Consider the following 26348-nt stretch of genomic DNA (forward strand, 5'->3'; position numbering starts at 1 on the left):
GCGCCCTGCACAAAACCCGTGTGAAACGGGATTTCAGCAGGCCGAACAATGGCCGCGACGGGGAGACATTTGATGAATTCCGACACTCAATCCAATCGTCCGCTTTCCGAAGAAGAGCTTCAGGATCTGGTTGCATCTTCTGACGCAGGAGGGCGCAATCCGGTCGGGAACGTGGGCGTTTTCCTTGCGGTCGTGGCCGCGATCTGGTCGATATTTCAAGTTGTTCTGGCCTCGCCCCTGGCGAATTATGTCTTGCCCGGAAGCGTCGTGAACAATGCTCGGCAATTCCATCTGGCTTTTGCTTTGTTTCTGGCCTTTGCCGCTTATCCGGCGCTCAAATCCAGCCCCCGGAACTATATTCCGGTTCAGGATTGGATCATGGGACTGGTGGGCGCGTTCGTCGCGCTGTATGGCTATTTCTTCTATGACAAGATCGTCAATGCGGGCGGTTTGGCCGACGACACCGACAAATGGGTTGCGTTGCTTGGCCTGGTGCTGTTGTTCGAGGCCGCGCGCCGTGCGCTTGGCCCGGCCATGGCAATTATCGCGACCATTTTTTTGGCCTATGTCTTCTTCGGTGCCTCGGAATGGGTGCCCGAAGTTATCCGCTGGAAGGGCGCGAGCCTAAAAAAGGCGATGAGCCACATGTGGATCACGTCCGAGGGCGTGTTTGGTATCGCACTGGGTGTTTCCACAAAATTCGTCTTCCTGTTCGTGCTGTTTGGCGCATTGCTGGATAAAGCCGGAGCAGGGAACTACTTTATCAAGATGGCCTTTGGGGCCCTGGGCCACCTGCGCGGTGGTCCGGCCAAGGCGGCGGTTGTGGGCTCGGCTGCGACCGGCCTGATCTCGGGCTCGTCGATTGCCAATGTTGTCACCACCGGTACTTTCACCATCCCGCTGATGAAGCGCGTCGGGTTCAGCAGTGAACAAGCGGGCTCGGTCGAGGTTGCCAGTTCGGTCAACGGACAGATCATGCCGCCGGTGATGGGGGCCGCTGCATTCCTGATGGTGGAGTATGTGGGCATCTCATATGTCGAGGTGATCACCCATGCCTTCCTGCCGGCAGCGATTTCCTACATCGCACTCGTTTACATCGTGCACCTTGAGGCCGTGAAGCGAAACATGCCCACGCTGGGCGACCGCGATGTGCATCTGGCGCGGACCGTGGTGGGGATGCTCGGCTTCTTCCTGGTGTTTGCAGGTCTTTGCTATGGGTCACAATTCCCGGTGGATGCCGTGACAAGCTGGGTGCCGTCGGCCGCTGGGATCGTGCTCAGCCTGATTATCTGCGCGGTATATGTCGCACTGCTTTATCTGGCGGCACAGGTGCCTGACCTGGAACCGGACGACCCTAACGCAAAAGAGGTTACGCTTCCGGTCATCGCCGATATCTACAAAGCTGGCCTGCATTACCTGCTGCCGATCATCGTTTTGGTCTATTTCCTGATGATCGAACAGAAGTCACCGGGCCTTTCCGCCTTCTGGGCCACATCGCTGCTGTTTGTCATCCTGCTGACGCAGAAGCCGCTGAAAGCGATGTTCCGGGGGCAGAGCAACCTGTACAACACTTTCATCGATGGTGTTGCCGACCTGTGGCAAGGTCTGATCGACGGGGCACGCAATATGATCGGCATCGCGCTTGCCACGGCAACCGCGGGCGTGATCGTGGGAACCGTCACGTTGACGGGTGTTGGTCAGGTGATGGCCGATCTGGTCGAGTTCCTGTCGGGCGGCAATCTGATCCTGATGCTGGTCATGGTCGGGCTGCTCAGCCTGATCCTGGGCATGGGTCTGCCGACAACCGCGAACTATATCGTTGTCAGCTCGTTGATGGCCGGAGTGGTTGTTGAGTTGGGCGCCCAAAGCGGGCTGATCGTTCCATTGATCGCTGTCCACCTGTTCGTGTTCTATTTCGGGATCATGGCCGACGTGACACCTCCGGTCGGGCTGGCCAGTTTTGCTGCCGCGGCTGTGTCGGGCGGTGATGCGATCAAAACCGGTTTCACGGCGTTCTTCTACAGCCTGCGCACCGTGGCGCTGCCCTTCGTGTTCATTTTCAACACCGATCTTCTGCTGATCGATGTGACATGGGTCGAAGGGATCATAGTGGCGGTTTTCGCGACGATAGCGATCCTTGTCTTCACGGCAGGCACCATGGGGTATTTCCTGACCCACAGCCGGATCTATGAAAGTATCGCGCTGATCGCCGTGGCCTTCGCCCTGTTCAGGCCGGATTTCTTCATGGATCGCATCGCGCCTCCATACACTTCGGTCGAGCCTGCGGCGTTTGTCGAAACCATTGGCCAGACTCCACCGGGGACCGAGGTTCGCATGGTGATCAGCGGGCCGGATTTTGATACCGGCAAGATGGTTGACACCACGATTGTGGTGCCAGTCGGATCCGAAGAGGGCGGTGAAGCGCGCGTCGATGCCATGGGGCTGCTGTTGCTGGAAGAGGATGGCCTTGTCAAACTTGACGAGCCGATGTTTGGATCACCGGTTGCCGAAGATCTGGCCAACTTTGACTATTACGGTGACGAGGCTGTGCGTCTGAGCTCGGTCAGCCTGCCGTCCAGCCAGCCTCCGAAGCAACTGGTCTATATCCCGGCGCTGATCCTGCTGGGTCTGATCGCTTTCCTGCAACGCGGCCGTGCCGCCAGACAAGAGGTGCTCGTATGACACGTTCCGTTCTGTGTGCCGTTGATATCAGCAATGGCGAGATTGATGCACCGGTGCTGCAAAAAGCAGCCGCGCTGGCGGATATGGAAGGGGCGCAACTTGACGTGGTGACAGTGCTGCCCGATTTCGGGGAAAGCTGGGTGTCGGGGTTTTTCGAATCCGATTTTCACGACAAGGCGTTGGAGGAAGCGCAGGCCAAACTGACGGCGCTTTGCGTATCGGCCCTGGGGGCCGAGCGCAACGAAACCATCCGCCATGTGGTTGCGACAGGCACAGCCTATCAGGAGATCTTGAAGACGGCCGAAAATGCCGGCTCTGATTTGATCGTAATCGGAGCCCACAAGCCGGATTTCAAGGATTACCTGCTGGGCCCGAATGCGGCACGCGTGGTGCGACATTCCAACGTCTCGGTTTACGTGGTGCGCTGACGCGAAAAGCAGATGCCGTGCACAGTGGCGCCGGAGCCCCGACGGTCGCCTGCCGCCGTTCGGGCTCCCGCAGCCAGGTCAGTAGCCCGTCATCTCGAGATACCCGACGCCCTCGTGGCTGCCGGTAACCGTGACCGGACCTTCCCAATATTCAAAACGTGTCCCCATCCAGGCGTCCGGTGTCAGGGCGGAAACCTTGACGTCGATGCCTCGGTCCGCAAGCACGACGCGCCATTGCGTCGGGACGTCGCGACCTGCCACCTGATCGGTCGCAAGCGGCTCGAGTCTGACGGATCCGTCGGGGATGGCATCGGTGCTGCCGTCTGAATTGATCCATGTGGCCGAAGTGAAATCGCGGCGACCTCCGCGCAGGCGAAAGGCCATCAGCTTGTCCCCGTCCTCGAAGCTGAGCGAGAACCAATCCCAGCCGGTTTGATCCTCGGCCAGGGGTTGCGAAGACCATTCCCGGTCCAGCCAGCCCTGACCGGTGACGCGCATATCGCCATCCGGCAGGTGCAGTACGCCTTCGACTGAATAGAAGGGTTGCGAATAGTAATAGCTGGCTTGTCCGTCGGCAGATTTGACGGAATAGCCCGCTTGGCCATGAAACACCAACGGGCCTTGTGCGCTCAGCGCAAGATCGTACCCGAAATCAGCCCCGTTTGCGGTCAGGGTCAGGGTGTCCATATCCGGTCCGGCCATGCGCCATTCGTCGATCCAGGCCTCGAACGGTTGCACCGCAACACCTGCCTGCCCAATCCCCCCACGCGACAGGCGTTCGGCAAAATAGTGGGTGTCAGGCGTGGTGACAGCCGCATGGCCCATCCAGATCTGCGGGCTTTGCCATCCATCTGTTTCAAACGGTTTCAGGGCCGACCGGAAAAGGGTCCATTGGATGCCATAGTCACGCCCGTCCTCGCCTTTGAGGTTGGCCGTCAGATACCACCATTCGATCCGATAAGCGGGATGAGGTCCGTGGTCTTTGGGAAAGTCGAATTCAAAGCCCGCCTGCGGAACCTCGAATCCTTCCGCCGACCCTCCAAGACCTGCATAGCCCTGCGCCCAAAGAGGCGATGGGTACAAAAACACGAGAACGGCCAAAAGGGCATTAACGTTCATTGGCGAACACCTTCAGCAAATCGGCAGGGGGCAGACGCAACATGCGCAGCGCGGGCAGGGCCGCTGCAACCAGGGCGGCCAGCAGGGTCAACAGGAACAGCCACAACCAATCCCAGGGAAACACGAACATCGGCAACCGCCAGCCAAAGGCTTGCACATTGATCACTGCCAACAGAACCCAGGCGAGGATCAGACCAAGCGGCAACGCCAGACACGCGGTCAGAGCCGCGAGCAGCACGCTGCGCAAAAGCTCCAGCCGCGCCAGTTGCGCCCGGTTCAGTCCCAGCGCCCATACCGGAGCAATCTGAGGCAGGCGCTGGGTCCACAGGGTCAGCAGGCTGGTGAGTATGGCAAATCCCGCTACGCCGAGGGTCAGAACATTGAGCGCCGATGTCACGACAAAGGTCTTTTCGAAGATTGCCAATGATTGCGCCTTCATGGCGGCCTGCTGGACCACGGCCTGACGCGGAAGGGCAAACCGCTCGCGCAAGGCTTGCGCCATTTCAGTCGCCTGCTCGGGGTTCAAACGGATGCCAAACCGTCGAGTTTCGGCCCCTGGCGCGATCCGGTCAAGTTGGCTCATCGACACAATGGCTTGTCCGGTTGGGTTTCCATAATCCGAATAAACCCCGGCGATGGTCAGCGTATGATTCTGGGCCAATGTCAGTGTATCTCCGGGCCAGAGGTTCGCGCGCCGTGCCAGTTGTTCGTTGATCAGAACCGCGTCTCCGGCCATGACGTCGTCCCATACGGTCGAGTTTGCCGATATCAACGGCCAGTGCTGTCGATAGACCGGATCATCAATGACCCCGTACAGAAACAGGGGGCCCGTCTCGTGCGACAGTTCAATGTTGCGAATTGGAAGGATGGCGTCGACCTGTGGCCGCAGCCAATCCGTGATCTCGCGCCCCTGTTCTTCGTCACGGACGGTCAGATAGAGCTCTGAAGTCAGGCGCTGGTCGAGCCAGCCGACAAAGGTCAGCCGGAAACTTGAAACCATTGTGCCCACACCGATATTTGCCGCAAGCGCAAGCAACAGGGCCATCAGGGCAAGCGACAGCCCGGGCAATTGTGCACGCATGTCGGCCCAGACCCACTGCGCGACGGCGCCACGGGATCTGTTGCCAAAGACGGAAAGCGCAAAGGTCAGAAGCGCCGGCAACAAAAGCGCTGCACCCGTCAGCAATCCGGCTAACAGCACGAAACCGGCAACCAGACCACCGATGCCGAGATAGGTGATGACACCGCCGGCGATCAGGGCCAAGCCGAGCAAACCTGTCACAAGGCGTGTGCCAGCATTGCCCTGCCAGGCTTGCACACCGGGCCCCGCCAGCAGGGGCATACGAGACAATCGCCACAGCGCATGGCCACTGGCAAACAAGGTGCCGCAGACAGCCATCGCCATCCCGGCAAACACCCAATGGGGGTGCAATGTCAGCTGTCCGGTCACGGGCGCACCATACAGGCCGCGAAGGGTTGCTGCGACATCGGGCAACAACGCTCCGGCCAGAAAGAACCCAAGAAGCAGACCCAAGGTTCCACCGATCAGGGCCAGCCCCGTCAGTTCGGTCAGGATCAGGAAGACCAGCCGCCGCATCGAAACGCCCAGTGCACGCAGGGTGCGGATCATGCCTCGGCGTTGGGCAAAAGCCAGCCCGACGGTGCCGTTCACGATGAACAGGCCAACGGCAAAGGACAACAGGCCAAAAGCCGACAGGTTCAGGTGAAAACTGTCAGTCAGCCGAGCAGTATCGACTTGCGAGGATGGGCTGGCGCGCTCCAGTTCGGGCGCGACTTCGGCCAAAGGTGGCCGATCACGCGGCTGATCCGGCAACACAATGAGGCGCGAGATGAAACCGGTTTGGTTCAGCAGGGCTTCGGCTGTGCCGATATCCGTCAGAATAACGTCCGGTGGCAACGCCGCGGTGATTGAAAACGGCGGAAGGTTGTTCTGGTCGTGCAACAGCGGCTCCAGCTCTGCCGCGACCAGAAGCCGCCCCGGAGCGGTCAGCATGTCCGCCGGCTCAGTCGGCGCGGTGCTTTGGTCGGTTTCGCTTATGGCGGGCAGGGCCGGGTAGGCGACCATGTCCACACCTATCAGGCGCAATGTGCGGCCCTGAATACGATAGGGGCCCTCCAGGACGGCCGCCACCTGCCAGCCAGCACGACGCAGATCGACGTAACGAGAAACCGGGATCAGACCGGAAGGATCGCGCAGCTCGTCGAACTGCCCAAGGGCAAGCTGCGCGTTGGCCCGGGCATAGCTGGCGCGCGCTTCGGCATTGATGGCCTGAACCGCGGACCAGAGACCGGTGGCCAACGCGATGCCTGTCAAAAGCGTCGCCAGTTGCAACCAGTGCACCCGCCAGTGGGACATCAAAGCCTGAATGACGGCGCGTGTCATTGGATACGACCACCGCAGAGCTGGACGGTTCGATCCAAGCGGGCTGCAATCTGTTGGGAATGCGTGACCAACAGAAGGGCTGCGCCGGTATCAGCCACCAAGGCCAACATCAGATCCAGAACCCTTGCGCTGGCGGTTTCATCCAGATTGCCCGTGGGCTCATCCGCCAGCAGCAGTTTCGGACGCGCTGCCATGGCACGACCAATCGCCACCCGCTGCTGTTGCCCGCCGGACAGGTTTTCGGGATATCTGTCCAAAAGATCGGACAGGCCCAAGCGTTCGGTCAGATGCGCGGTCCAATCGGCATCCTCGGCGGCGGCAAGGCGGGCGTGAAAGGAAAGGTTCTGCGCAACGGTCAGCGAAGGGATCAGATTGAACTGCTGAAACACCAACGAAAGCTGACTGCGCCGCAATTCGGCCCTCCCGGCATCGTCCAGATTGGACAGAGGCGTTCGGTTCAAGATGATTTCACCGCTGTCGAAACAGTCAAGCGCTGCGGCAAGGTTCAGCAGAGTGCTTTTGCCACTGCCGCTTTCGCCGGTCAGGGCCAGTGTCTGCCCTTCATCCAATGTCAGCGACACGTCGCGCAGAACCGGGCGCCCGCCGGGATAGGTTTTCTGAACACGGTCGATGGTCAACAGCATGATCTGGCCTTTTTTCTTCCAAGGATGTGCGATGGAATTCCAAACTGTCCAGTGCGGACCCGCACTCGGTTCCATTCGCCGCAGGCGTTCCTCACGATCGCCGGGGTTGTGCCCTGCACCTCAAAGGGCCATTCTGCCCGGACGGTAAACTGTCGTAAATCGGGATGAAAAACATGACGTTGCTGCATCAGATCGTTTGGGGCAGTACATTTCTGGCGCTCTGCTTCTTGGTCGAGATTCTCTTGCTGACCTGGTGTACCGTCACGATCATCAAGTGGGATGAAAAATGGTCCGCCAAGGGGGTGTTCTTTGGAACGGCAGCACCAATCGCGGTATCTTTGGCCTTTATCGTCGCCACGCACACGATTCAGGTCTGGATTTGGGCCATCGTCTGGGTGTTGCTTGAGGTTTTGCCGGATTGGAACTCGGCCATCTATTTCTCATTGGTGACGTTCACGACCCTGGGATATGGCGATATCGTTTTGGGCGAAGGGTTGCGCATCTTTGGGTCTTTTGCTGCGGTTGCTGGTCTTCTGGCCTTTGGTCTGTCGACCGCTTATCTGGTGGCGATGATGACGCGCGTCTTTCAAGAGAAGTTCTTTACCTAGAGGATAGGCGCAAACAACCGCGCCAATGGGGCGCCGAACCGGATATGCGCGGGTTGCTGGGCCAGACTGCGCGTCAATTCATAGCTTGCCTCGAAATCCGCGCGTAGCATGCGATCGACAGCCAGGGCTGCGCGGGCATCGAAGAACAGGGCCATCGCCTCGAAGTTCAGCCGGAAGGACCGGTTGTCCAGATTGGTCGTGCCGACCGCAGCCAGCGTGTCGTCAACCACGAAAACCTTCTGGTGCATGAAACCGTCCGTGTATCGAAACACGCGCACGCCGCAATCGCGGATTTCGTCGAAATAGGCAAAAGCAGCCAGCCACGGCAGCCGATGATCAATCATATCCGGGACAAGGATGCGCACGTCAACACCGCGCATCGCTGCATGTTGCAGGGCGGTCATGACGTCGATGTCGGGCACAAAATAGGGCGAGGCAATCCACAGTCTTTCTTTCGCCTCGGCGATGGCCGAAAAGAACATCATGGCGCCGGTTTCGGTTTCGTCTCCGGGTCCGGTGGCCACCAACAGGGCATTCATGTCTTGCTCGGCCTCGCTGCCTGCCCAGTCGAGGTCGTCAATCAGGTCTTCATCGCGCGCCCAGTGCCAGTCTTCGGTAAAGATGAGTTGCAACTGCCGGACGATGTGGCCGGTCATCTTGATATGCGTGTCGCGCCAATGGCCGAAATGCGGGTCTTCGCCCAGATATTCAACACCCACGTTGTGACCGCCGATAAAGCCTGTTTCACCGTCGATGATGACGGTTTTGCGATGGTTCCGGTAATTCAGCTGAAACCTGAAATTCGGCCCGCGTTGCTCACGCGGGTCGGCCACGTCAATTCCAGCGTCGCGCATTGTGTCCAGATAGGTGTTTGCCAATCCATAGCTGCCGACGGCATCGGTCATGAAACGGACATGGACCCCGCGTTTCGCAGCTTCTATCAGCTTGGTCTGAAGCTGTCGGCCCAACGCATCGTCTCTGACGATATAGAATTGGATCAGGATATAGTTCCTGGCCTCGTCTATCGCCTGAAAAATGGCGTCAAACGTTGCCTGACCGTCGATCAGAAGCTGAGCGCCATTGCCACTGGATACCGGAAGATGAGCCAGAAATTCGAATGGTCGTGGATTGACCGACATCGTGGATGGGTCAGGTCTGGAGTAGTCAGCAAAGGTCTTGATGCCTTCGACGACCCGTTCGCTTTGTTGGCGCGAGATGCGGTAGCCGCGAAACCTGTGATGCCCCAGAAACAGGTACATCGGAACCGCAAAGATTGGCGCCGATACCAAAAAGACCACCCAGCCAACGGCTCCTTGCGGTGTGCGCGCGGTTTGCGCCGCGCGCACCGAAAACACAACTGCAGTTGCGTACAACGCAAAAACGAAGATGGATACAAGCAATGTCCACATGGGCGTTAAGTCTTTCGGGTCGTTCAGTTTCCTCCAGTGTAGACCCGCGACCAGTCTTTCGCCATATCGACGATGATCCAGCCTTTGTCCGGCCCCTGATCCAGACCGTCAACCAACCGCCCAATCGGACTTTCCCGATCATAGGCCCATTCACGTTCGGCATCCGTATGGTGGATCAGAACACCCAGCCGTGGTCCGCTACCCGAGGTTGTCCAATCCAGCATGGCGAAATCGCCGTCCGAGTTTCCTCCGGCCAGAATGGGGCGTTTGCCGATCGTGCGTTCGATGTTGATGGGTTTGCCTTCCTTGTCGTCGATGAAGGCAATCCCGGGGGCCTTGATGACAGTCGGAACGCCATCGACATCTTCGAATGTCGAGTTTCCATATGTGCCCAGAACCTGTTCCGGCGGAATGCCATAGGCCTGTTCCGCGAAGACCCGCATGAAGTGAATGCCGCCGCCCGAGACAATATAGGTCTTGAACCCTTCGTCCCGAAGATAGCGCAACAGCTCGACCATGGGCTGATAGGTCATCTGGTCATAGGGCAATCCGATGTCCGGGTGTCGGGCCTCGGCCAGCCATTCCGCGACTTGGGCCTGAAACGCCTCGACAGTCGTTCCGGAATGTGACGCGTTGACAACTTCGATCAACGCATCGTGGCCCCCTTGAAGAACCGTCGCAAGATCACCTTCGGCAGCGGCTTTCAAAGCGGGTGTGGACAGGATCGAAGGATCTTGTTCAGCCAGTTCAGAAAGCCGATCCATGGCAAAGATAAACTGAAAATAAACCGGCTGTTCGGCCCAGAGTGTGCCGTCATTGTCAAATACCGCGATCCGATCTGAAGCCGTCACATAGTCAGGTCCTTCCGCGTCGGTAACACTGGACACGAATTCAAGGATCGCCTCTTTTGCCGCTGTGGCGTTCCAACTGGGCAGCGGATCAGCGAGCAGGGATACGGGAACACAGGTCAGAAAGGCACCTAAAAGAACGTGTTTCATGAAGATCTCGATAACTGTTGTGTTTAAAAAAGGCCGCCCTGCGCAGGGCGGCCTACAGCGTGGCGTCGCCGGACCTAGTTGTTGGTCGGCGTTGTCAGCTTCTCCATGACCTGATCCAGGTTGAAGCTGGCTGCTTTCTGTCGTGGCGGGAACTCCTGGAACGTACTGAGGAAATTGCCAACGTATTGCTGGGCGGGCACAAGGAAATAGGCCCGGTCCAACAGCCAATCGTAATAGGTGTTGGACGTGCGGTACGCGCGTTCATACGGATCGCGGCGCAGGTTAACGATCAGCGGGATGCGCAGTTCGGTCCATGGCTCGATCCAGGCACGCAACGTGGCCCAGGCTTTCTGCTCGAGGAAGATGAGCTTCCAGTCTTCGAAGCGCAGCGCCGTGAGGTCACCATCATCCGAGAAATAGAAGATTTCTTTCCGGGGGCTTGCCGCAGTCTCACCAGTCAGCAGCGGCAGAATATTGTAGCCATCAAGGTGCACCTTATAGTCGCGACCCATGCCCGATGAGCTGTAGCCGGTCTTCAGTTTTTCCTTGATGTCCGGATCGCCGGCCACAGCGAGGTAAGTGGGCAGCCAGTCCATGTGATGCACGATCTCGTTGGTGACTGATCCGGCCTCGATCTTGCCCGGCCAGCGTACCATTGACGGAACACGCCAACCACCTTCCCAGTTGGTATTCTTCTCGCCCCAGAACGGCGTCGCAGCTGCATCCGGCCAGGTGTTCATGTGCGGACCATTGTCAGTGGAATAGTGCACGATCGTGTTGTCAGCGATGCCAAGCTCGTCCAGCAGATCCAGCAGCTGACCTACATGCATGTCGTGTTCGATCATACCGGCGGTGTATTCATCAGCGACCCGCCCCGACAACTCATTGGCCTTGGCGCGCATCTCGTCTTTGACGTGGGTGCGGAAGTGCATGCGGGTACCGTTCCACCAGACATAGAAGGGCTGACCTTGCTCGTGCGCCCGCTTGATGAAGTCGATGGCCGCGGCCACGGTTTCGTCATCTACCGTTTCCATGCGCTTGCGGGTCAAGGGTCCGGTGTCTTCGATCGTGCCATCCGCTTTGGACTTGATGACGCCGCGCGGGCCATAGGCCTCGCGGAAGGTGCGCCCATCCGCCAGAACGCGATCACCCGGATAGTCTTCGTTTTCCGGCTCTTCTTCGGCATTCAGGTGGTAAAGATTGCCAAAAAACTCATCAAAACCGTGGTTTGTCGGAAGATGTTCGTCTTTGTCACCAAGGTGGTTTTTGCCGAATTGACCGGTCACATAGCCGTGGTCTTTAAGAAGCCCCGGGATAGTTGGGTCTTCAACCTGCATTCCAAGATCTGCCCCAGGCAGGCCGACTTTGGAAAGACCGGTGCGGAACACGGATTGCCCCATGATGTATGACGAACGGCCGGCGGTACAGGATTGTTCACCGTAGTAATCGGTAAAGATCATGCCTTCTTTGGCAACCCTGTCGATATTGGGTGTTTGATATCCCATGAGACCCATTGTATAGGCCGAGATGTTGGATTGACCGATATCGTCGCCCCATATCACAAGAATATTGGGCTTTTGATCTTGCGCCCAGGCGGGCACGGCAAGGGCGACAGTTACGGTCGCCACCGCGAACCGGCGCAGTGTTCTACGCCAATTATCTGCAATCATTCGTGGAGAAGACATGAAGTGCTCCTGATCAGTCGAGCCTTAATGACCCGGAAAATTGAAATTTAATTGAAGCCGCTAGCTTATAACTTGAAGCTGCAAGCAAGTTCTTGATTGCCCGAATAAAAACAATTTCTTGTTCGGGCAGTGAACACAGCTATTTTACGCGATGAAACGTATCGAAAACTTATCATATGATCACTTTGAAAGATACAAATGTTTGATTCTGATGACGATATGCGGATTCTGGCCAAGACCGACTGGTTTGGCACGCGCGATTCAAAGTTTCAGAGCGATCTTATGACGTGCGCAATTCAAAGAACCTTCGATTCCGGAGAAACCTTGTACCACCACGGTGACCGCGCCAACGGTATTCATGCGGTGCTCGCAGGCGCACTTCAGATCACGGCACCTGCCGATGATGGACAGGAATTCGTATTGCATCAGGATGGATCAGGATTCTGGATCGGGGATCTTGCGCTGTTTGCCGAAGCCAAACGCTTGGTCAGCGTCGTGGCAACGCAAAAGACCCGCACCTTGTATTTTCCCGGCTCGCGGGTGGAACGCCTGGTTCAGAAGAACCCGGAATACATCCGTGATTTCTATGCGTTGACGCATGAAAACATGAAGACTGCTCTGCGCATCATGGCCAATCTTGCGGTTACGGGGTCTGAAAAGCGCCTTGTGCTGCGTCTGCTGCATCTTGACGAAGGCGCCTTGAGTTCGGACGGATGGATTGTTGTGTCTCAGGAAGAACTTGCTGAAATGGTTGCGGTATCTCAGCCGACCTTGCATCGACATCTGCATCATCTGGCGGATCTGGGCCTTGTGGAATTGGGGTATGGCCGGCTGCGGTTGATCGACCGGCGCAAGCTGATCAGCAACTGTCAAAGTTGAAGTCTAAGGGTTGAGCGGGGGTAAAGAACCGCTCTTTCGTTCTGTTGCGCTTTTCAGTGCGCCTAGGTGTTGCATGGTCGCTTCCCAGTTTTCCTGGCCGTTGCCAGCCGTCGCTGAATACCGCGCCGCACCGATATTCATTAGGCTCTTCTCAAGATCCAAAGAACGCTCTGGATGCGCGCTTCGCGATTTCCAAAGATCCAATGCCTGATAAACCGCGGGCAAATCCCGTGATATTAAAGCGGATCGCAAGGCATCGACGGCATACTTCTCCGATGCCAGATATCTGCGGCGCCGTTCCGTTTTCCAGGTTGCATAGCGCGGGCGCAGAAATCTTCCCAATGTCCACAATGCGAATACAACAATGACAAGGTAAAGAACTGATTTGATGATGGTTTGCGCGTCAGGCGGCTGTCGCCTGGGTGGTGCCAGAGTCAGCTTGGTCGAGGGAAGTGATGCCGTTTCGATCTGACCGGTGTCCAGATTGAACCAGTCGATGGAAACGGCCGACAACTGTGTTTCGCCACCATCTTGGGCGATGTACACGGTTTCTTCGACCCGCTGCCCGGACAAGATGCCCCGGTCTTCTGTTTCCGAAAAGCGGGGCTCCTTGGGATAGGCGCGAAGCAATTGGCTTTGATCCTGCGGCGTCAGCGCCGGGATTGTCAGGGCCGTGGTGCCAGAGATCTGCGCGCTTATCTCGCGCGTGATGGAATCGCCGGCCTGCATATCGGTCGGACCGTCCAGCTTCTGATCAAGAGAGAAACCACTTGCGATGATCAGCGGGTCAAGACCTTGAGCGCCCTCTGGGATCTCTGCGCTCAACTGTATGGAAGGCAGCGCCACCGAAACCTGAACCGGGTCATTGGACTGCGGATCGGCAAATGTCACGACAACCTCTTGCGCATCATACGCAACAGGCCCTGTTGCCAGCGGATACAGGCGATAACTGCGCTGTACGCCGGACCACGTTTCTCCGTCCACCGTTTCGCTTATCGGGCCAGAAGCCCTCTCAGGCAGGCGAACAAGGATATTTTGTTGCTCCAATGATGGGAATACGGGCGGCTGCGGCATGAAGGTCGGAACCAGAACCTTGATGCGGACGATGGCGGGCTGGCCGACGATAACGGCCTCGTTCGGGACGTCCACTGATACCCTAGGTTGATAGGCTGAGTTTTCCTGTGCGGACACGGATAACGGCAACAACAGGATGAAGACAGCTAGGTATCTCATTCTGTTTGCTCCTGAATTTCCAAAAGGAAACGGTTTCTCAGAAAATCCTGCGTGTCGGTGTCGATCATACTGATCCACTGGTCGGCGGACAGTGACTGTGGCCCGTCCTTGGGGGCTTGAACCGTGGAGTCACTGCCACGTGCTGCATCGTTGTCAAACACCGTATCATCTGCACCGATGCCAGCCTCTTCCCCTGTGTCAGACTGTTCACGCGTCGTTTCGACATAGTCCAGGATGGCCTTGGACAGGTCGAGATTATGCTGGGCTTCGGGCCAGTCGGGGCGACGTTCCAAGGCGGTCTCGAACGCCGATATGGCTGGGCGATACTCGCGGTTTCTTATGCGGGCCATACCTTCGGCAAACGCAGCTTCCGGCGTGCCCAGTGTGGAAAACACGGACGACGCCTTTTCGTATTGACCATCCCTGAGATAGGCATATCCCCTGTGATATGGGTCTTCGAACATCTCGGCCGCGTCGCCAAATCGTTTTTGGTTCATCGCGATCTGGCCTTGTTGGTCGGGGGTGAAAAACCAGTCTCGCCATCCTTCTGCCCGCGCGCCGGATGAAGGCAACGCAATCAAAACCAGAACCGCCCAACGAATTACCCAGCCCTTGCGGAACCACAGCAGAGACAACACCGCAGCAGGCCAGGCCAGGATCCAGCCCTTGTCCTGCCAGTCCAGACGATCATCGTCATCCAGGGCGGCAGTATAGGCCGATTGAATGCGGCGCATCAGTTGATTGATGTCCCGGTCGTCGTCCGAAAACGCGACCACTGAGGCGTTTGGGATGTTGTCCAGCTGCGCGATACGACCACTATCCGGCAGCATGGTGAGAAAGAAAATATCAGAAGAAGAGGAGCTTAGCCCCATTACCTGAGATGGATCAAGGTCGTCCAATACAAACAGAATCGCCCCCGGGCTGTCGCTGTCGTCCAGAATGGACTGAGCCAACGCAAGCGCATCGGCTGCCGCATCGCCATCCTTCGGCATCACCGCAGGCGTCAACCCCTCAAGCAACGGACGAAGTATGTTCGCGTCTTCGGTCAAAGGCGCAACTCGGTGCGGCGTTCCTGCATAGGCGATCAAAGCGGTTCGTGCGCCGGCACGTTCGGTGATCAGGTCGGAAATCTTGAACCGTGCCCGATCCAGCCGCGATGGCGCAAGATCCGAGCTTTCCATACTGTCGGTGACTTTGAGAGCGATCACCAACGGGGCCGTGTCTGCGATCAACGGGTTGGGCGCGCGCGACCATGTCGGACCCGAGGCCGCCAATGTGACAAGCGCCGTAATGATCAGCGCAACATCAATGGGCTGGATGCGCCTGTTTTCTTCCTTGCCCATCAGCAAGGCCTCTGCAAGGTGCGGGGCGATCCCTGATGGCAGTTTGGTGTCTGCCATCGGTCTGGGTCTGATCCGCCACCACAACACAAGGATGGGGATGAGAAGCAGCAGGTAATAGCCTCGGATAAAATGGAAATCAGCCAGATCCATTGTCAGACGGCCCCCTGGTGTCGCTGTGAGAAATGGAACCAGGTCATGCTGACCATAATGACGATCAACGCGATGAGTAACGGAATATGGGCAAGACTTTGCTTGGGGCGATAGCTTTGCGTTTCCACCATTCTGGGGTTCAGTGAGTCAATGCGTGCGTAGGTCTGTTCAAGGGCCGTTGCATCGTCGGCAAAGAAATATTCTCCGCCCGTGCGATCGGCTATGTCCTTCAGTGCCTGAAGATCGACACGGTCTTCGCCCGTGGCATTCGGGTCTCCGACACCAATCGTATACACAACCACGTTCTTTTCCGCAGCAATGGCCGAGGCATTGACGGGTGTCATGCGACTGGACGTATCGGCGCCATCGCTGAGAACAATCATCATGCGCTGGTCAACCTCGCTGGATTCAAAAGTTCGAATGCCAAGCCCGATCGCATCGCCCAAAGCCGTGTTCGGACCCGCCATGCCAACTTGAGTTTGGTCCAGGAACCCGTTCAAACTGTTCAGATCTTCCGTGAAGGGCGCTTGAATGAACGCGCGTGTTCCAAAGATGATCAGCGCCATCCTGTCACCATCTCTTTCAGAGATGAACTGCTTGAGAACCTCTTTGACCGCCTCCAACCGTTGCATCGGGGCACCGGATCCGGTCTGGAAGTCGCGCTGATCCATCGAGCCAGAGATATCCAGCGCCAAAACCACATCGCGGGCAGATTTTTCCATCACCACAGGGTCGCCCAGACGTTCCGGACGCGCCAGCGCCAGAACCAGAAGTATCCAGATCAAGGCGGCGCTGGCTGTTTGCAGCCGGGCCCGGGTTCGGATCATTGACCCGGATTGCGGCTCGACGCCCGCCGCCTGGGCCACGCGGCGAAAAAACGGAATGCGAATGGACACGGTTGTTTCCCGCCGGGGCGGAGCAATGGCGTACACCAGCAGCGGCAGCGGCAAAAGCAGAAACACCCAGGGCGCAGAGAAGGAAAACATCATGTTCCCCGATTCCGTTTATGGGACTTGACCCAATGCCGAGCAAGCTGGGTCAAGGCGCGGTTTGGCGGCAGGTCCTTGTACGGCGCGTCGATCAGTGTTTGCCCAACCTCTGATAAAAAAGATTTTTCATCAGAGGTTTGTGAAAGGAAATTCAACCAGTCATCCCCGTGGATACCTGCAACCTGCTTGCGCGGATATGCGACCAACGCGGTGCGGCGAAGGATTTCGGCAACTTTTGCCGATGTGATATCCGGGTCTGCCAGCTCGGCCAGCGCATGGCGGCAATACGCGCTTGCCCGCCTTCGCCGGACGAAAAGAACACTGACCAGTACGGCAAGGCCAAGCAGTATGACGGCCAGCGCCAACCACCCCCATGTCTGCGGAAACATCGAAACAGGCGTGGGTTCCGGTGCCGGCTCGAGCATATTCAGCAGATCAACCAGAGATTTCCCTGTCGTGTCGATGCTCATTTCTGCCCCCTGCGATGTCCGAACAGATACAGTAACTGATCCAGGGCAGGTTCCGCGGTCGTCAATGGAACAACCGGAAAACCGTATCGACGGGACCATGTGTGCAGGTGGTCCAACCTGTCTTCCATGGATTTGCGAATTTTGCCGGACAATTCGGGGTCGGCGCTGTCGATTTCGATCTGGTCGCGCCCGTCCGAGACCGTGAGTTTCAGATCGGGCGCCAGCCCCTTGGCTGTCTTGTCAGCAATATTGAACACGATCATATCGTTTGAGACCGCAATACGGCGCAGCAGGGATTCCGATCTTTCGTCAAGCCCGTCGCAGTCGGAAAACAGGCAAACCAGCCCGTTGGTTTGGAGCATACGCGCGGCTTCCGACAACATGTCATTCAAAGTCACGGTTGGTTGCGGGTTCAAGGCAGCATGCAAGGCCGAATTGGCAGCCCCGATGGAAGACAGAAACCGCATGAGCGCCGCCGCGCGGCGCTGCGGCCTGTGTTCAGCAACGCTTGTGTCGTTGAATACCAGACCACCGACACGATCGCCCTGACCAAGAACGCGATGCGCGGTGATTGCGGCAGCTTCGGCTGCGATGACCGATTTCATGTAGACTTCGGTTCCGAAAAACATCGAAACGCGCTGATCGACCAGCAACAGGGCAGGGCGGTCTCGTTCCTCGGTATAGACCCTAACATGGGGCTCACCGGTTCGTGCCGTGACTTTCCAGTCAATTGTTCGGATGTCGTCGCCCGGTTGGTAGTTACGCAATTCCTCGAAATTCAGGCCGCGTCCGCGCAGGCGTGATGCGTGTCTGCCATTCAGGATCGAGCGGGCAGGCTGACGTGGTAAAAAGCTCAGGGCACGGGAATGCAGTTCCAGACGCAACAGGTGATCCGCATTGACGTGAATGCGGGGATCATCGGGATATGCTGAGGATCGCTGCACCCGGCCAACCCGAACCGTCAGGGCAGCGCGACGAGACGCAGGATTTCCGCGATCACGTCATCTGCCGTTTTGGCGTTCCCCTGCGCCTCGAAGCTCAGCGTGATGCGGTGCCGGAACACGTCATGTGCAATGGCTCGAATATCCGCAGGGTCCACATAGTCACGCTGGTTCATCCACGCATGCGCCCGACCGCATTTGTCCAGTGCCAATGAGGCACGCGGGCTGGCACCGATTTCGATCCAGCTGGCCAGTTCTTCGCTGAGCGCCGCAGGCGTCCGGGTCGCCTGAACCAGATCGGCCATATAGCGATCCATTGCATCCGAAACATGGATCTGCCCGATTTCCGAACGCGCTGCAAAAACGGCATCCTGCGGGATTGTCGGTGGTTGCTCGCTTGACGCGCCTTTCCCGGCGGCGATCTCTTCGCCCCGCACCAGCCGGATCACTTCAACCTCGTCCTCGACCGGCGGATAGGTGATCTGAACATGCATCAGGAACCGGTCCATCTGCGCTTCGGGCAGGGGATAGGTGCCTTCTTGTTCAATGGGGTTCTGGGTTGCCATCACGATGAACAGCGGTTCCATCTTGTGGGTGGTACCGGAAACCGTGACCTGCCGTTCTTCCATCGCTTCCAGCAAAGCGGCCTGCACCTTGGCCGGTGCCCTGTTGATTTCGTCAGCGAGGACGATATTGGCAAAGATCGGCCCGGGTTCGAACCGAAAGGTGCCGCCTTCGTCAGTTTGTTGAAACACCTCGGTTCCCGTCACGTCTGAAGGCAGCAGGTCAGGTGTAAACTGGATCCTGCTGAAGTCTGCATCCAAATTGCGCGCCATCGCCTTGACGGCACGTGTTTTGGCCAATCCGGGCAGACCTTCGATCAGAAGGTTTCCGTTGGCCAGCATCCCGATCAGCAGTCGGTCGATGACCTCGGTTTGCCCGATGATGGACTGGCCCATGCGGGTTTTGAGATCAAGTATCTGATTAAGTGCATTCATGGGTGGTGGTCCAATCGGTGCCAAGCTGGAAGAAACGAATTGATAACGGAACAGGGGGTAAGCCGGTCAGGAATATCCCGAAATATCGAAATACTAACAGGCTTTGGCGGACCGATCTACCGTGAATGCCTGGCGGTGAGGTGGCGCAAATCGTTCCTCAGTTCCTGTCGTATGGGCCCGGTGTTGGGCGCGTCTCGCAAACTGTCCAGCCAGTGGCGGTGAGGCGCCTGTCCTGCGGCCCTGCTCCAGGTCAGATCCCGCAGGATTTTCTGTGCACCGTCGTCAAGTGTGTCAGGAATTTCGAAATCGTTCAGCGTGGCCCAGACGCCGCTCCACAAGCGCCCTACGGACCAGGGATTGTATCCGCCGCCACCCAGAACCAGAAAGCGAGGCGAAAGAGGCTTCAGCGCCGCCACCGTTCGCCAATGCGCGTTGTTGGACAGGGTCAAACGCGAAAGCGGGTCTTCGGCCACGGCGTCGGCCCCGCATTGCAGGACAATGGCTTGTGGTTTGAACGCCTCGGTCGCTGGCAGGATCAATTGATCCAGAATGGCGGCGAATTCGTCGTCGTTCAGATTCCTTGGAACAGGCAGGTTGAAGGCCGCGCCACCGGCGTCTTCCTCAAGTTGGCCAGTGAAAGGCCATCGCCGCGCTTCATGGACCGAGATCATCCGAACTCTGTCCGACCCGTGAAATGCAAGTTCAACCCCATCGCAATGATGGGCGTCGATGTCGACATAGACCACGCGATCCAAGCCAGTGTTCAAAAGGGTCTGTATCGCCAGAACCGGATCGTTCAGATAGCAAAACCCGTTAGCCCGGTCCGCAAGGCCGTGATGCGTACCGCCCGCAGGGTTGAAAACGATCCCTCCATCCCGGATCAGTTCGGCGGCCAGCATGGAACCACCTGCGGCGGTTGCCGGCCGGCGATACATCTCGGCAAAGACCGGGTTCGACAGCGTCCCCAAACCGTATCTTTTCCGTGTTTCGTCCGTGACATGCTGGTCCGCTTCCGCCTTTTGCAGGGCGGCGATATAGTCCGGCGTATGAAACGTCTCCAGTACTCCGGGTTTTGCGCAGGGGCTGACGCGGTAGTTCTCGGAGGTCAACCATCCCAGTTCGCGACACAGATCGATGACAGTTGAAACCCGCGGGATGGCCAGCGGGTGCTTTGAACCGTAGGTCGAGTTGCGGTAGATATCCGATCCGATGAACAGGGGGCGCTTCATGGCCTAGCTTGCTGTGACCCGACTGTTATCCTCGCCCAACCTGCCATCCAGAGACATCAGTATAGCGACCGGCCGAAGTGCAGGGATGTGGCTGAAAACGATCAGGATGCATACGGTCAGAGGCACACTCAGAAACGCTCCGATCAGGCCCCAGACCGTTGTCCAGAAGGTCAGGGCCAGAATGACAAGAAAGGTCGACATGTTCAGGGATCGGCCAAGCATGGCCGGATCAAGGAAATTGCCGATCAGGAATTGGATCGTTCCACATCCCAGCACGATCACCAGGAAGGGAAGGATCGTTTCGAATTGAACAAGCGCGATCATGGCCGGAAAAAACACCGCTATGATCGAACCGATCGAGGGGATGAAGTTCAGGGCAAAGGTCAATACGGCCCAGGTTTCCGCGTATTCCAGACCAAGCGAGCGGAAAACCGTATAGCTGATCGTTGCCGTTATCAGGCTGATCAGGGTTTTGACGCCGACATAGCGCTGCAAGCTGACCGAAATCGCATCGAGCATGGTGGAAAACTCTGCTGCGGCGACAGGATTTCCGGCGGCCAGTTGGATCTTTTTCCGAAAGGCAAGCCGTTCGGCCATCAGAAAGGCGACATAAAGGCTGATCAGGAAGAACTGGTTCAACAATGAAGTGGCGCTGCCCAGCAACACGCGTGCGACATAGGACATGTCGATACTGACCAGATTGTCACGAATGAAGGTGGTCACGTCGTTGCCGACCAGCCCCGTTACACGCTCGACCGCACCGTCAAACTGGTTTTCATAGGTGCTGATGGATCGTGCAAACTGCGTCGCCTGACTACCCAGCACGTACATAATCATGAACAAACCCGCCAGAACGACGGTCACACCGGCAATATTGGCCATCCAGACCGGAGCGCGGGTCAGGGCTACGACGCGATCGCTTAGCGCGATGATCAGAACATTGACCAGCAGCGCCATGGCAAGCGGGATCAGGAAGTTCGCACCGGCATAGAGACCCAGTACGATCAGGGTCGCGATGATGCATGTATCCCGGACAACGGACAATCGAAGCTTGGGTCTAACCGTGATGTCTTTTTGATCCGGGGTCATTCGGTATCCTGTGTCCGGCACAAGCAGTGCCCATTTCCCATCCTGCGTGACCCAATCCTGCACGCGAGGTCTTGTTTATGCAATGCGTTCAGGCGTTTGTTGACCCTCATTCTACAAATAGATTTTCACGACGGGTTCTGTGTTCTATTTCGGCAGGTTAGGGTTGCAGCATGTCCACTGCCGCGAATCCCCTGTTTGGCCGACCTGTTCAGGCACTTTGGCTGTCGATCCGCCGGTTCAGCAGAAAGAACGGTTTCGTCATGAGCAGCCACGTGGCCATGTCGCTGATGATGGCGCTGTTTCCCTTTGTGCTGTTCACCGTGGCGCTGGCAGGGGCGTTATCTCAAGGCTATGTCACCGATGAGTTAATTGACCTGATTTTCGGAGCGTGGCCCAAGGACGTCGCAGATCCGATCGTGGCCGAACTGCGGGCCGTTCTGGCAGGATCCGGCTCGGGTGTCATCACCTTGGGCGGGCTTCTGGCGATTTACTTTGCCTCCAACGGCGTGGCTGCCGTACGTGCAGCCATGAACCAGGCCTACCATGACGAAGACAGTTGGCCGTTCTGGAAAACCCGGCTGCTTTGTCTGGTGTTGGTCATTCTGGGCGGGTCGGCCATTCTGATCATTGCCGCGGTCGAGGTGGTTTTGCCGGTCTATACAAAACTGGTGGCTGAACACACGGAAGTAGCCGTGGCCAACTGGTTTTCCGTGGATCGCCTGCGCTGGACGTTCACCGTGGCGGTTCCTGCGGGCACCGTTCTTCTGGCGCATCTTGTGCTGCCGACTCGCAGGCACAGCCTGATGCAAATTTTGCCTGGCGTCTTGTTGACTTTGGTCTTGTGGGCGGCTGGTGGGTGGGCGTTTTCAATTTATATCAGCCAGTTCGCCACCTACAGCGCTACCTATGCTGGATTGGCGGGGGCCATGGCGGCATTGATTTTCCTGTATCTCTATTCGGCGATCCTGATCTTGGGCGCCGAATACAACGGTGCATTGATTGATCTGCAAAAAGCCGCCCAAGGAGATACGGCATGAGATTTGCCCTAATACTGGCCTGCCTTGCAATTGCTGGTGAAGTTCAGGCGCAGACGGCAGAGTATGTGGGTTCAGACCAGTGTACCGACTGTCATCAGCAAGAAGCCGAAGCCTGGGCCGCGTCACACCATGCGCTGGCCTGGACAGACCCCGCTGACGGCGCTGTTGTGGCGGATTTCAACGGTACCCGGTTCGATCATGACGGCATGTCCGTCCAATTCAAAAATGAGGCGGGTAGGTTCACCGCCCGCGTAACGGAAAAAGACGGTGCAACGACGGAATATGACGTACATTCCGTCGTTGGAATCGAACCCTTGCAGCAATACCTTTTCGAGACCGAACCGGGCCGTTTGCAAAGTTTCGACGTGGTTTGGGACACCGAGCAAAAGCGCTGGTATCACCTGTACCCTGATCAGGACCTGCCGCCTGATGACGGGTTGCATTGGACCGGTCCTTACAAGAATTGGAACGCGCGCTGCGCCGAATGTCATGCCACGGGTTTTGAGAAGAACTACGACCCTCAAACCAGAAGCTACACGTCACAACAGGTCGAAATCGGGGTCGGGTGCGAGGCCTGCCATGGGCCGGGGTCCGCACATATCGACTGGGTCCGGGAAAAGGGTTCTTCAGATGGCCTCGCCAATGCCGGCTTTCTGTTGAGTTGGGGCAAGGGGCGGACCGAAGAAGAAATACAGCAATGCGCCGGATGTCATTCCCGGCGCGAGGCGCATGGCAACGGAAACCCGGTTCCGGGAACCCCGTATCATGATGCCTATAATCTGGCCGTGCTGCGCCCCGGGTCCTATCATCCCGACGGGCAAATTCTGGATGAGGTCTACGTCTACGGCTCGTTCCTGCAATCCCGGATGTACGCACAGGGCGTCGGATGCATGAACTGCCACGAACCGCACAGCGCAGAATTGAAAGCCGCAGGAAACGGGGTTTGCACACAGTGCCATTCGCCTGCCGGAAATCCGGAATTCGCGACCCTTGCCGCAAAGGACTATGACACGCCTGCGCATCACAATCACCCGGAAGACAGCGAAGGCGCCCAGTGCAAAAGCTGCCACATGATCGAGCGGACCTACATGGGTGTCGACGGCCGACGCGATCACAGCTTTCGCATACCGCGACCGGATCTTGGGCTGGGCGTTGATGCTTGCACCGACTGCCATCAAGACCAGGATCAGGCCTGGGCCGCAAGCCAGATAGAGGGCTGGTTTCCTGGATCGCCAAATCGACGCCCGCATTATGGGACAGTTTTCAAGGCTGCGGCCGAAGGGCAGATCGACACGCCCGAAGGTTTGCTTGCCGTCGCAATGGATGCGTCGCAGCCCGGGATCGTCAGAGCGACCGCCGCTTATCTGTTGCAACCGTTTGGGTCGCCAGAGATCGCCGCCGACACAGCGCCGCTTTTGCAGGACGTTGACCCGCTGATACGAGCAAATGCAGCGGTGCTGCAACGTCAGGCCAGCCCGGCAGATCAGGTGCGCAGGCTCGAGCCGTTGCTGTCTGATCCTCTGCGAAACGTGCGCATCGCCGCCGCCAAAGAGTTCCTGGGCATACCGCCGCAGGGCTTGACGGCCGAGCAGCGGGCCAAGCTTGGGCAGGGCATGTCGGAATGGCAGCAGGTCATTTCGAACAGGTTGGACGCCCCGGAAACCCATCTTGTTCTGGGGGGTATGGCATTGACGCTTCGCAACGCGCAGGCGGCGGAACAGGCGTTCAGAGAGGTCGTGACGCTGGACCCGCAAAGGGCAGAGGCATGGCCGATGCTGGTTCAATTGGCGCAGATCAATCGTGGCCCGGAAGCTGCGCGCATAGTGTTGCAAGAGGCGCTGGACAGGCTGCCGGATGATCCGAACCTGCTGCAATTGTCGCAACAGTTTGGGCGCTGACCCGGCACATCCGTGCCCGAATTCTTTCATCTTGACGGCAGAATTCCTTGTTAAATCCAAGAACAGGGTACTGATCCGAGGTGAGCCATGTCCAGAGAAGCAACAATGCGGAAGATGCCGGGTTCAAGCTCGGTTTCACTAGCCCAGCGCATCGAAGACCTGCGTAACCGGGAACCATCATACGTGACGCACGGAGATACGCTGATGTTGCAGGGAATGGCTGCCACGTCCTTGCGTGAACAGCGTCTGAGCGGAAATCTTATCCGGCTGGATGATTAAGAGCCGCCTCGAAACCCGGTTGCGACAACGAATTTTTCTGAACTGTCCGAGCGTGACGCCGGCGGTTTGACATGCGCGACTTTCTGAAACTTCTGTTTCAACAGCTTTTGCAGGTCGCCCTCTGCACCACCGGCCAGAACTTTGGCGACAAAGGTGCCGCCTTCCTCCAGAACGTCGAAGGCGAAGTGGGCGGCGGTTTCGCACAGTGCCATGATGCGCAGGTGATCGGTCTGCTTGTGCCCCGAGGATGCCGCCGCCATATCCGACATCACGACGTCTGCCTTGCCGCCCAGCCAGTCTTTGACCTTCTGATCGGCGTCATCTTCCATGAAGTCCAGAACGTGGATTTCGGCTCCGGCAATTGGTTCGACCTCTTGCAGGTCGATGCCCAGCACGGTTCCGATCCGTTTGCCTGACTTTTCGCCCAGCGCGTTCACGCGTTTGACCGCCACCTGACACCAGCCGCCGGGCGCACAGCCCAGATCCACAACCCGCGCCCCAGGCACGAGAAAGCGGAATTTGTCGTCCAGTTCCAAAATCTTGTAAGCTGCGCGCCCCCGATAGCCTTCGGATTGCGCACGCTTGACATAGGGATCGTTCAGTTGCCGCTCGAGCCAGCGGGTCGAGCTGAGCTTGCGCCCGCGTGCTGTCTTGACCTTGACCTTCAGGTCGCGTTGCCCGCGGCCCGAGTTGTTTTTTCCACTTGGTGTTTTCGCCATCAGAACGGTCCGTCTTCCAATACACCGTCCGCGCTCATCTGTGCGTAAAGCAGACCTTCGCGCAGCCCCCGGTCCGCCACCGAAAGGCGGTCAGTGGGCCAGCAACGGAGCAATGCCTGCAATATAGCCGAGCCGGACATGATCAGGGCTTGCCGGTCTTCACCAATGCGAGGGTCCCGGCGCCGCCCATGAGGGCCGAGTTCTAAATACCCGCGTATGACTTTGTCAATCTGATCGCTGGTCATGCGCAGCCCGTCCACTTTGGTCCGGTCATAGCGCTTGAGGCCCAGGTGCGAGGCCGCAACAGTCGTGACTGTGCCGCTGGTGCCGACGATCTGAAACCCTTCGCGCGCCTGTTCGTCCTTGTAGGGGGCAAAGTCGGCAAGGTTTTCCTCAAAAAACCAACTCATCAACGCAAAACGGGCCGCGTCATCCTCGACATCATTGAACTGGTCCCGCAGCGTGGCGACGCCCAAGGGTACGCTGATCCAGTCAACGACCTTGGCCGCTGGAAAAGGGCTGTCGACAGTGTGAAACCCGTGATGCAGCCGCATGATGGCCGCAGGTCGGTCGCGGCGTGGAACGGACGAGATGTCGATCCAGACCAATTCGGTCGAGCCGCCTCCGATATCGACGACCAGCAACTGCTCGGTCTTGGTCGAAACCAGCGGGGCACAGGAAATCACCGCCAGACGGGCTTCTTCCTCGGGCTGAATGATCTCGAGCGTCAGGCCGGTTTCGCGCTTCACCTGCCGGATGAACTCGCGCGAGTTCTTGGCGCGGCGGCACGCCTCGGTCGCGATCAGACGCATCCGTTTGACCTTGTTGCGTTTCAGCTTTTGCTGACAGATTCGCAAAGCCTGAACGGTACGCGACATCGACGCCCGCGACAGTCGTCCGGTGCGTTCCAGACCCGCGCCCAACTGCACGGATTTGGAGAAACTGTCGACCACATGGAACCCACTTCCCTTGGGCTGGGCTATCAACATGCGGCAACTATTTGTCCCCAGATCCAGTGCCGCATAAAGAGCATCCGGATCGGGTCTTGCCGGCGCGGGGCTTTCGACCGCTTTCGGGAACGCGCCCGCACCTTTGGGACGCTTGGGCGCCATCGTTA

The 26348-nt window shown here is 57.9% G+C and carries 23 protein-coding genes; 7 read left to right on the top strand and 16 right to left on the bottom strand.

Going from position 1 to position 26348, the window contains the following annotated elements:
• The first annotated feature begins 72 nt into the window (after positions 1 to 72).
• Both ACR0A2_RS02715 and ACR0A2_RS02720 read left to right on the top strand, forming a co-directional pair.
• Entirely contained in the window at positions 73 to 2682 is a 2610-nt protein-coding gene (locus tag ACR0A2_RS02715) for a TRAP transporter permease (RefSeq protein ID WP_480833968.1), read from the top strand.
• Positions 2679 to 3110 carry a universal stress protein gene (locus ACR0A2_RS02720; RefSeq protein WP_152458067.1) on the top strand — a complete coding sequence of 144 codons (432 nt, stop codon included), beginning with the start codon at positions 2679 to 2681 and terminating at the stop codon, positions 3108 to 3110. The genes ACR0A2_RS02715 and ACR0A2_RS02720 overlap by 4 nt, the downstream gene beginning before the upstream one ends.
• 78 nt (positions 3111 to 3188) lie before the next feature.
• On the opposite strand, the gene ACR0A2_RS02725 is transcribed toward ACR0A2_RS02720, so the two are convergent.
• The 3 genes from ACR0A2_RS02725 to ACR0A2_RS02735 are packed head-to-tail and all read right to left on the bottom strand — an operon-like array spanning position 3189 to position 7277.
• Positions 3189 to 4229: a lipocalin-like domain-containing protein gene (locus ACR0A2_RS02725; RefSeq protein ID WP_480833969.1), complete on the bottom strand. Its 1041-nt coding sequence runs from the start codon at positions 4227 to 4229 to the stop codon at positions 3189 to 3191.
• Positions 4219 to 6633 carry an ABC transporter permease gene (locus ACR0A2_RS02730; protein ID WP_480833970.1) on the bottom strand — a complete coding sequence of 805 codons (2415 nt, stop codon included), beginning with the start codon at positions 6631 to 6633 and terminating at the stop codon, positions 4219 to 4221. Before ACR0A2_RS02730 ends, ACR0A2_RS02725 begins: the two co-directional genes overlap by 11 nt.
• On the bottom strand, positions 6630 to 7277 hold the full coding sequence (locus tag ACR0A2_RS02735; protein ID WP_171639451.1) for an ABC transporter ATP-binding protein: 648 nt from the start codon (positions 7275 to 7277) through the stop codon (positions 6630 to 6632). Before ACR0A2_RS02735 ends, ACR0A2_RS02730 begins: the two co-directional genes overlap by 4 nt.
• 164 nt (positions 7278 to 7441) lie before the next feature.
• Here ACR0A2_RS02735 and ACR0A2_RS02740 point away from each other — a divergent pair, with 164 nt between their 5' ends.
• A complete protein-coding gene (locus tag ACR0A2_RS02740) occupies positions 7442 to 7885 on the top strand; it encodes an ion channel (protein WP_480833971.1) in 444 nt (147 codons plus the stop codon).
• Here ACR0A2_RS02740 and cls read toward each other — a convergent pair.
• The 3 genes from cls to ACR0A2_RS02755 form a co-directional block, all read right to left on the bottom strand.
• Positions 7882 to 9294 carry a cardiolipin synthase gene (gene cls, locus ACR0A2_RS02745; protein ID WP_480833972.1) on the bottom strand — a complete coding sequence of 471 codons (1413 nt, stop codon included), beginning with the start codon at positions 9292 to 9294 and terminating at the stop codon, positions 7882 to 7884. The genes ACR0A2_RS02740 and cls overlap by 4 nt on opposite strands.
• A 23-nt stretch (positions 9295 to 9317) precedes the next feature.
• Entirely contained in the window at positions 9318 to 10292 is a 975-nt protein-coding gene (locus ACR0A2_RS02750; protein WP_480833973.1) for an HAD family hydrolase, read from the bottom strand.
• Positions 10293 to 10366: 74 nt separating this feature from the next.
• Positions 10367 to 11977 carry an arylsulfatase gene (locus ACR0A2_RS02755; protein ID WP_254441632.1) on the bottom strand — a complete coding sequence of 537 codons (1611 nt, stop codon included), beginning with the start codon at positions 11975 to 11977 and terminating at the stop codon, positions 10367 to 10369.
• Between the two features lie 198 nt (positions 11978 to 12175).
• Between ACR0A2_RS02755 and ACR0A2_RS02760 the strand changes: the two genes are divergently transcribed.
• Positions 12176 to 12856, top strand: coding sequence for a Crp/Fnr family transcriptional regulator (locus ACR0A2_RS02760; protein WP_171204803.1), 681 nt, complete (start codon positions 12176 to 12178; stop codon positions 12854 to 12856).
• Positions 12857 to 12859: 3 nt separating this feature from the next.
• Here the strand turns inward: ACR0A2_RS02760 and ACR0A2_RS02765 are convergent, their stop codons facing one another.
• The 8 genes from ACR0A2_RS02765 to ACR0A2_RS02800 form a co-directional block, all read right to left on the bottom strand.
• Entirely contained in the window at positions 12860 to 14089 is a 1230-nt protein-coding gene (locus ACR0A2_RS02765) for a hypothetical protein (protein ID WP_480833974.1), read from the bottom strand.
• The gene (locus ACR0A2_RS02770; protein WP_480833975.1) at positions 14086 to 15582 is read right to left on the bottom strand and encodes a VWA domain-containing protein; all 1497 of its coding nucleotides are present in this window, start codon (positions 15580 to 15582) and stop codon (positions 14086 to 14088) included. Before ACR0A2_RS02770 ends, ACR0A2_RS02765 begins: the two co-directional genes overlap by 4 nt.
• Positions 15583 to 15584: 2 nt before the next feature.
• Entirely contained in the window at positions 15585 to 16568 is a 984-nt protein-coding gene (locus tag ACR0A2_RS02775) for a VWA domain-containing protein (RefSeq protein ID WP_171231595.1), read from the bottom strand.
• Positions 16568 to 17041 carry a DUF4381 domain-containing protein gene (locus ACR0A2_RS02780; RefSeq protein ID WP_480833976.1) on the bottom strand — a complete coding sequence of 158 codons (474 nt, stop codon included), beginning with the start codon at positions 17039 to 17041 and terminating at the stop codon, positions 16568 to 16570. The genes ACR0A2_RS02775 and ACR0A2_RS02780 overlap by 1 nt, the downstream gene beginning before the upstream one ends.
• Positions 17038 to 17985: a DUF58 domain-containing protein gene (locus tag ACR0A2_RS02785; RefSeq protein WP_480833977.1), complete on the bottom strand. Its 948-nt coding sequence runs from the start codon at positions 17983 to 17985 to the stop codon at positions 17038 to 17040. Before ACR0A2_RS02785 ends, ACR0A2_RS02780 begins: the two co-directional genes overlap by 4 nt.
• Before the next feature lie 17 nt (positions 17986 to 18002).
• Positions 18003 to 18980, bottom strand: a complete 978-nt coding sequence (locus tag ACR0A2_RS02790; protein ID WP_480833978.1) for an AAA family ATPase — start codon at positions 18978 to 18980, stop codon at positions 18003 to 18005.
• Positions 18981 to 19096: 116 nt separating this feature from the next.
• Positions 19097 to 20209, bottom strand: a complete 1113-nt coding sequence (locus ACR0A2_RS02795) for an acetoin utilization protein AcuC (RefSeq protein ID WP_480833979.1) — start codon at positions 20207 to 20209, stop codon at positions 19097 to 19099.
• Between the two features lie 3 nt (positions 20210 to 20212).
• Entirely contained in the window at positions 20213 to 21361 is a 1149-nt protein-coding gene (locus ACR0A2_RS02800) for an AI-2E family transporter (RefSeq protein ID WP_480833980.1), read from the bottom strand.
• 107 nt (positions 21362 to 21468) lie between these two features.
• On the opposite strand from ACR0A2_RS02800, the gene ACR0A2_RS02805 reads away from it, so the two are divergent.
• The 3 genes from ACR0A2_RS02805 to ACR0A2_RS02815 all read left to right on the top strand — a co-directional run bounded on the left by ACR0A2_RS02805 (position 21469) and on the right by ACR0A2_RS02815 (position 24512).
• A complete protein-coding gene (locus tag ACR0A2_RS02805) occupies positions 21469 to 22335 on the top strand; it encodes a YihY/virulence factor BrkB family protein (RefSeq protein ID WP_480833981.1) in 867 nt (288 codons plus the stop codon).
• Positions 22332 to 24233 (top strand): cytochrome c3 family protein, encoded by a 1902-nt coding sequence (locus tag ACR0A2_RS02810; RefSeq protein WP_480833982.1) that lies wholly within the window; start codon positions 22332 to 22334, stop codon positions 24231 to 24233. The genes ACR0A2_RS02805 and ACR0A2_RS02810 overlap by 4 nt, the downstream gene beginning before the upstream one ends.
• Positions 24234 to 24320: 87 nt before the next feature.
• The gene (locus ACR0A2_RS02815; RefSeq protein WP_171168034.1) at positions 24321 to 24512 is read left to right on the top strand and encodes a hypothetical protein; all 192 of its coding nucleotides are present in this window, start codon (positions 24321 to 24323) and stop codon (positions 24510 to 24512) included.
• Here ACR0A2_RS02815 and ACR0A2_RS02820 read toward each other — a convergent pair.
• Together ACR0A2_RS02820 and ACR0A2_RS02825 are read right to left on the bottom strand one after the other, a co-directional pair.
• Positions 24509 to 25231 carry an RlmE family RNA methyltransferase gene (locus ACR0A2_RS02820; RefSeq protein ID WP_171328326.1) on the bottom strand — a complete coding sequence of 241 codons (723 nt, stop codon included), beginning with the start codon at positions 25229 to 25231 and terminating at the stop codon, positions 24509 to 24511. The two genes, ACR0A2_RS02815 and ACR0A2_RS02820, sit on opposite strands and share 4 nt — an antisense overlap.
• Positions 25231 to 26343 carry a Ppx/GppA phosphatase family protein gene (locus ACR0A2_RS02825; RefSeq protein WP_171115826.1) on the bottom strand — a complete coding sequence of 371 codons (1113 nt, stop codon included), beginning with the start codon at positions 26341 to 26343 and terminating at the stop codon, positions 25231 to 25233. The genes ACR0A2_RS02820 and ACR0A2_RS02825 overlap by 1 nt, the downstream gene beginning before the upstream one ends.
• Positions 26344 to 26348 lie beyond the last annotated feature (5 nt).

The organism is Ruegeria sp. H8 (genome assembly GCF_056532905.1).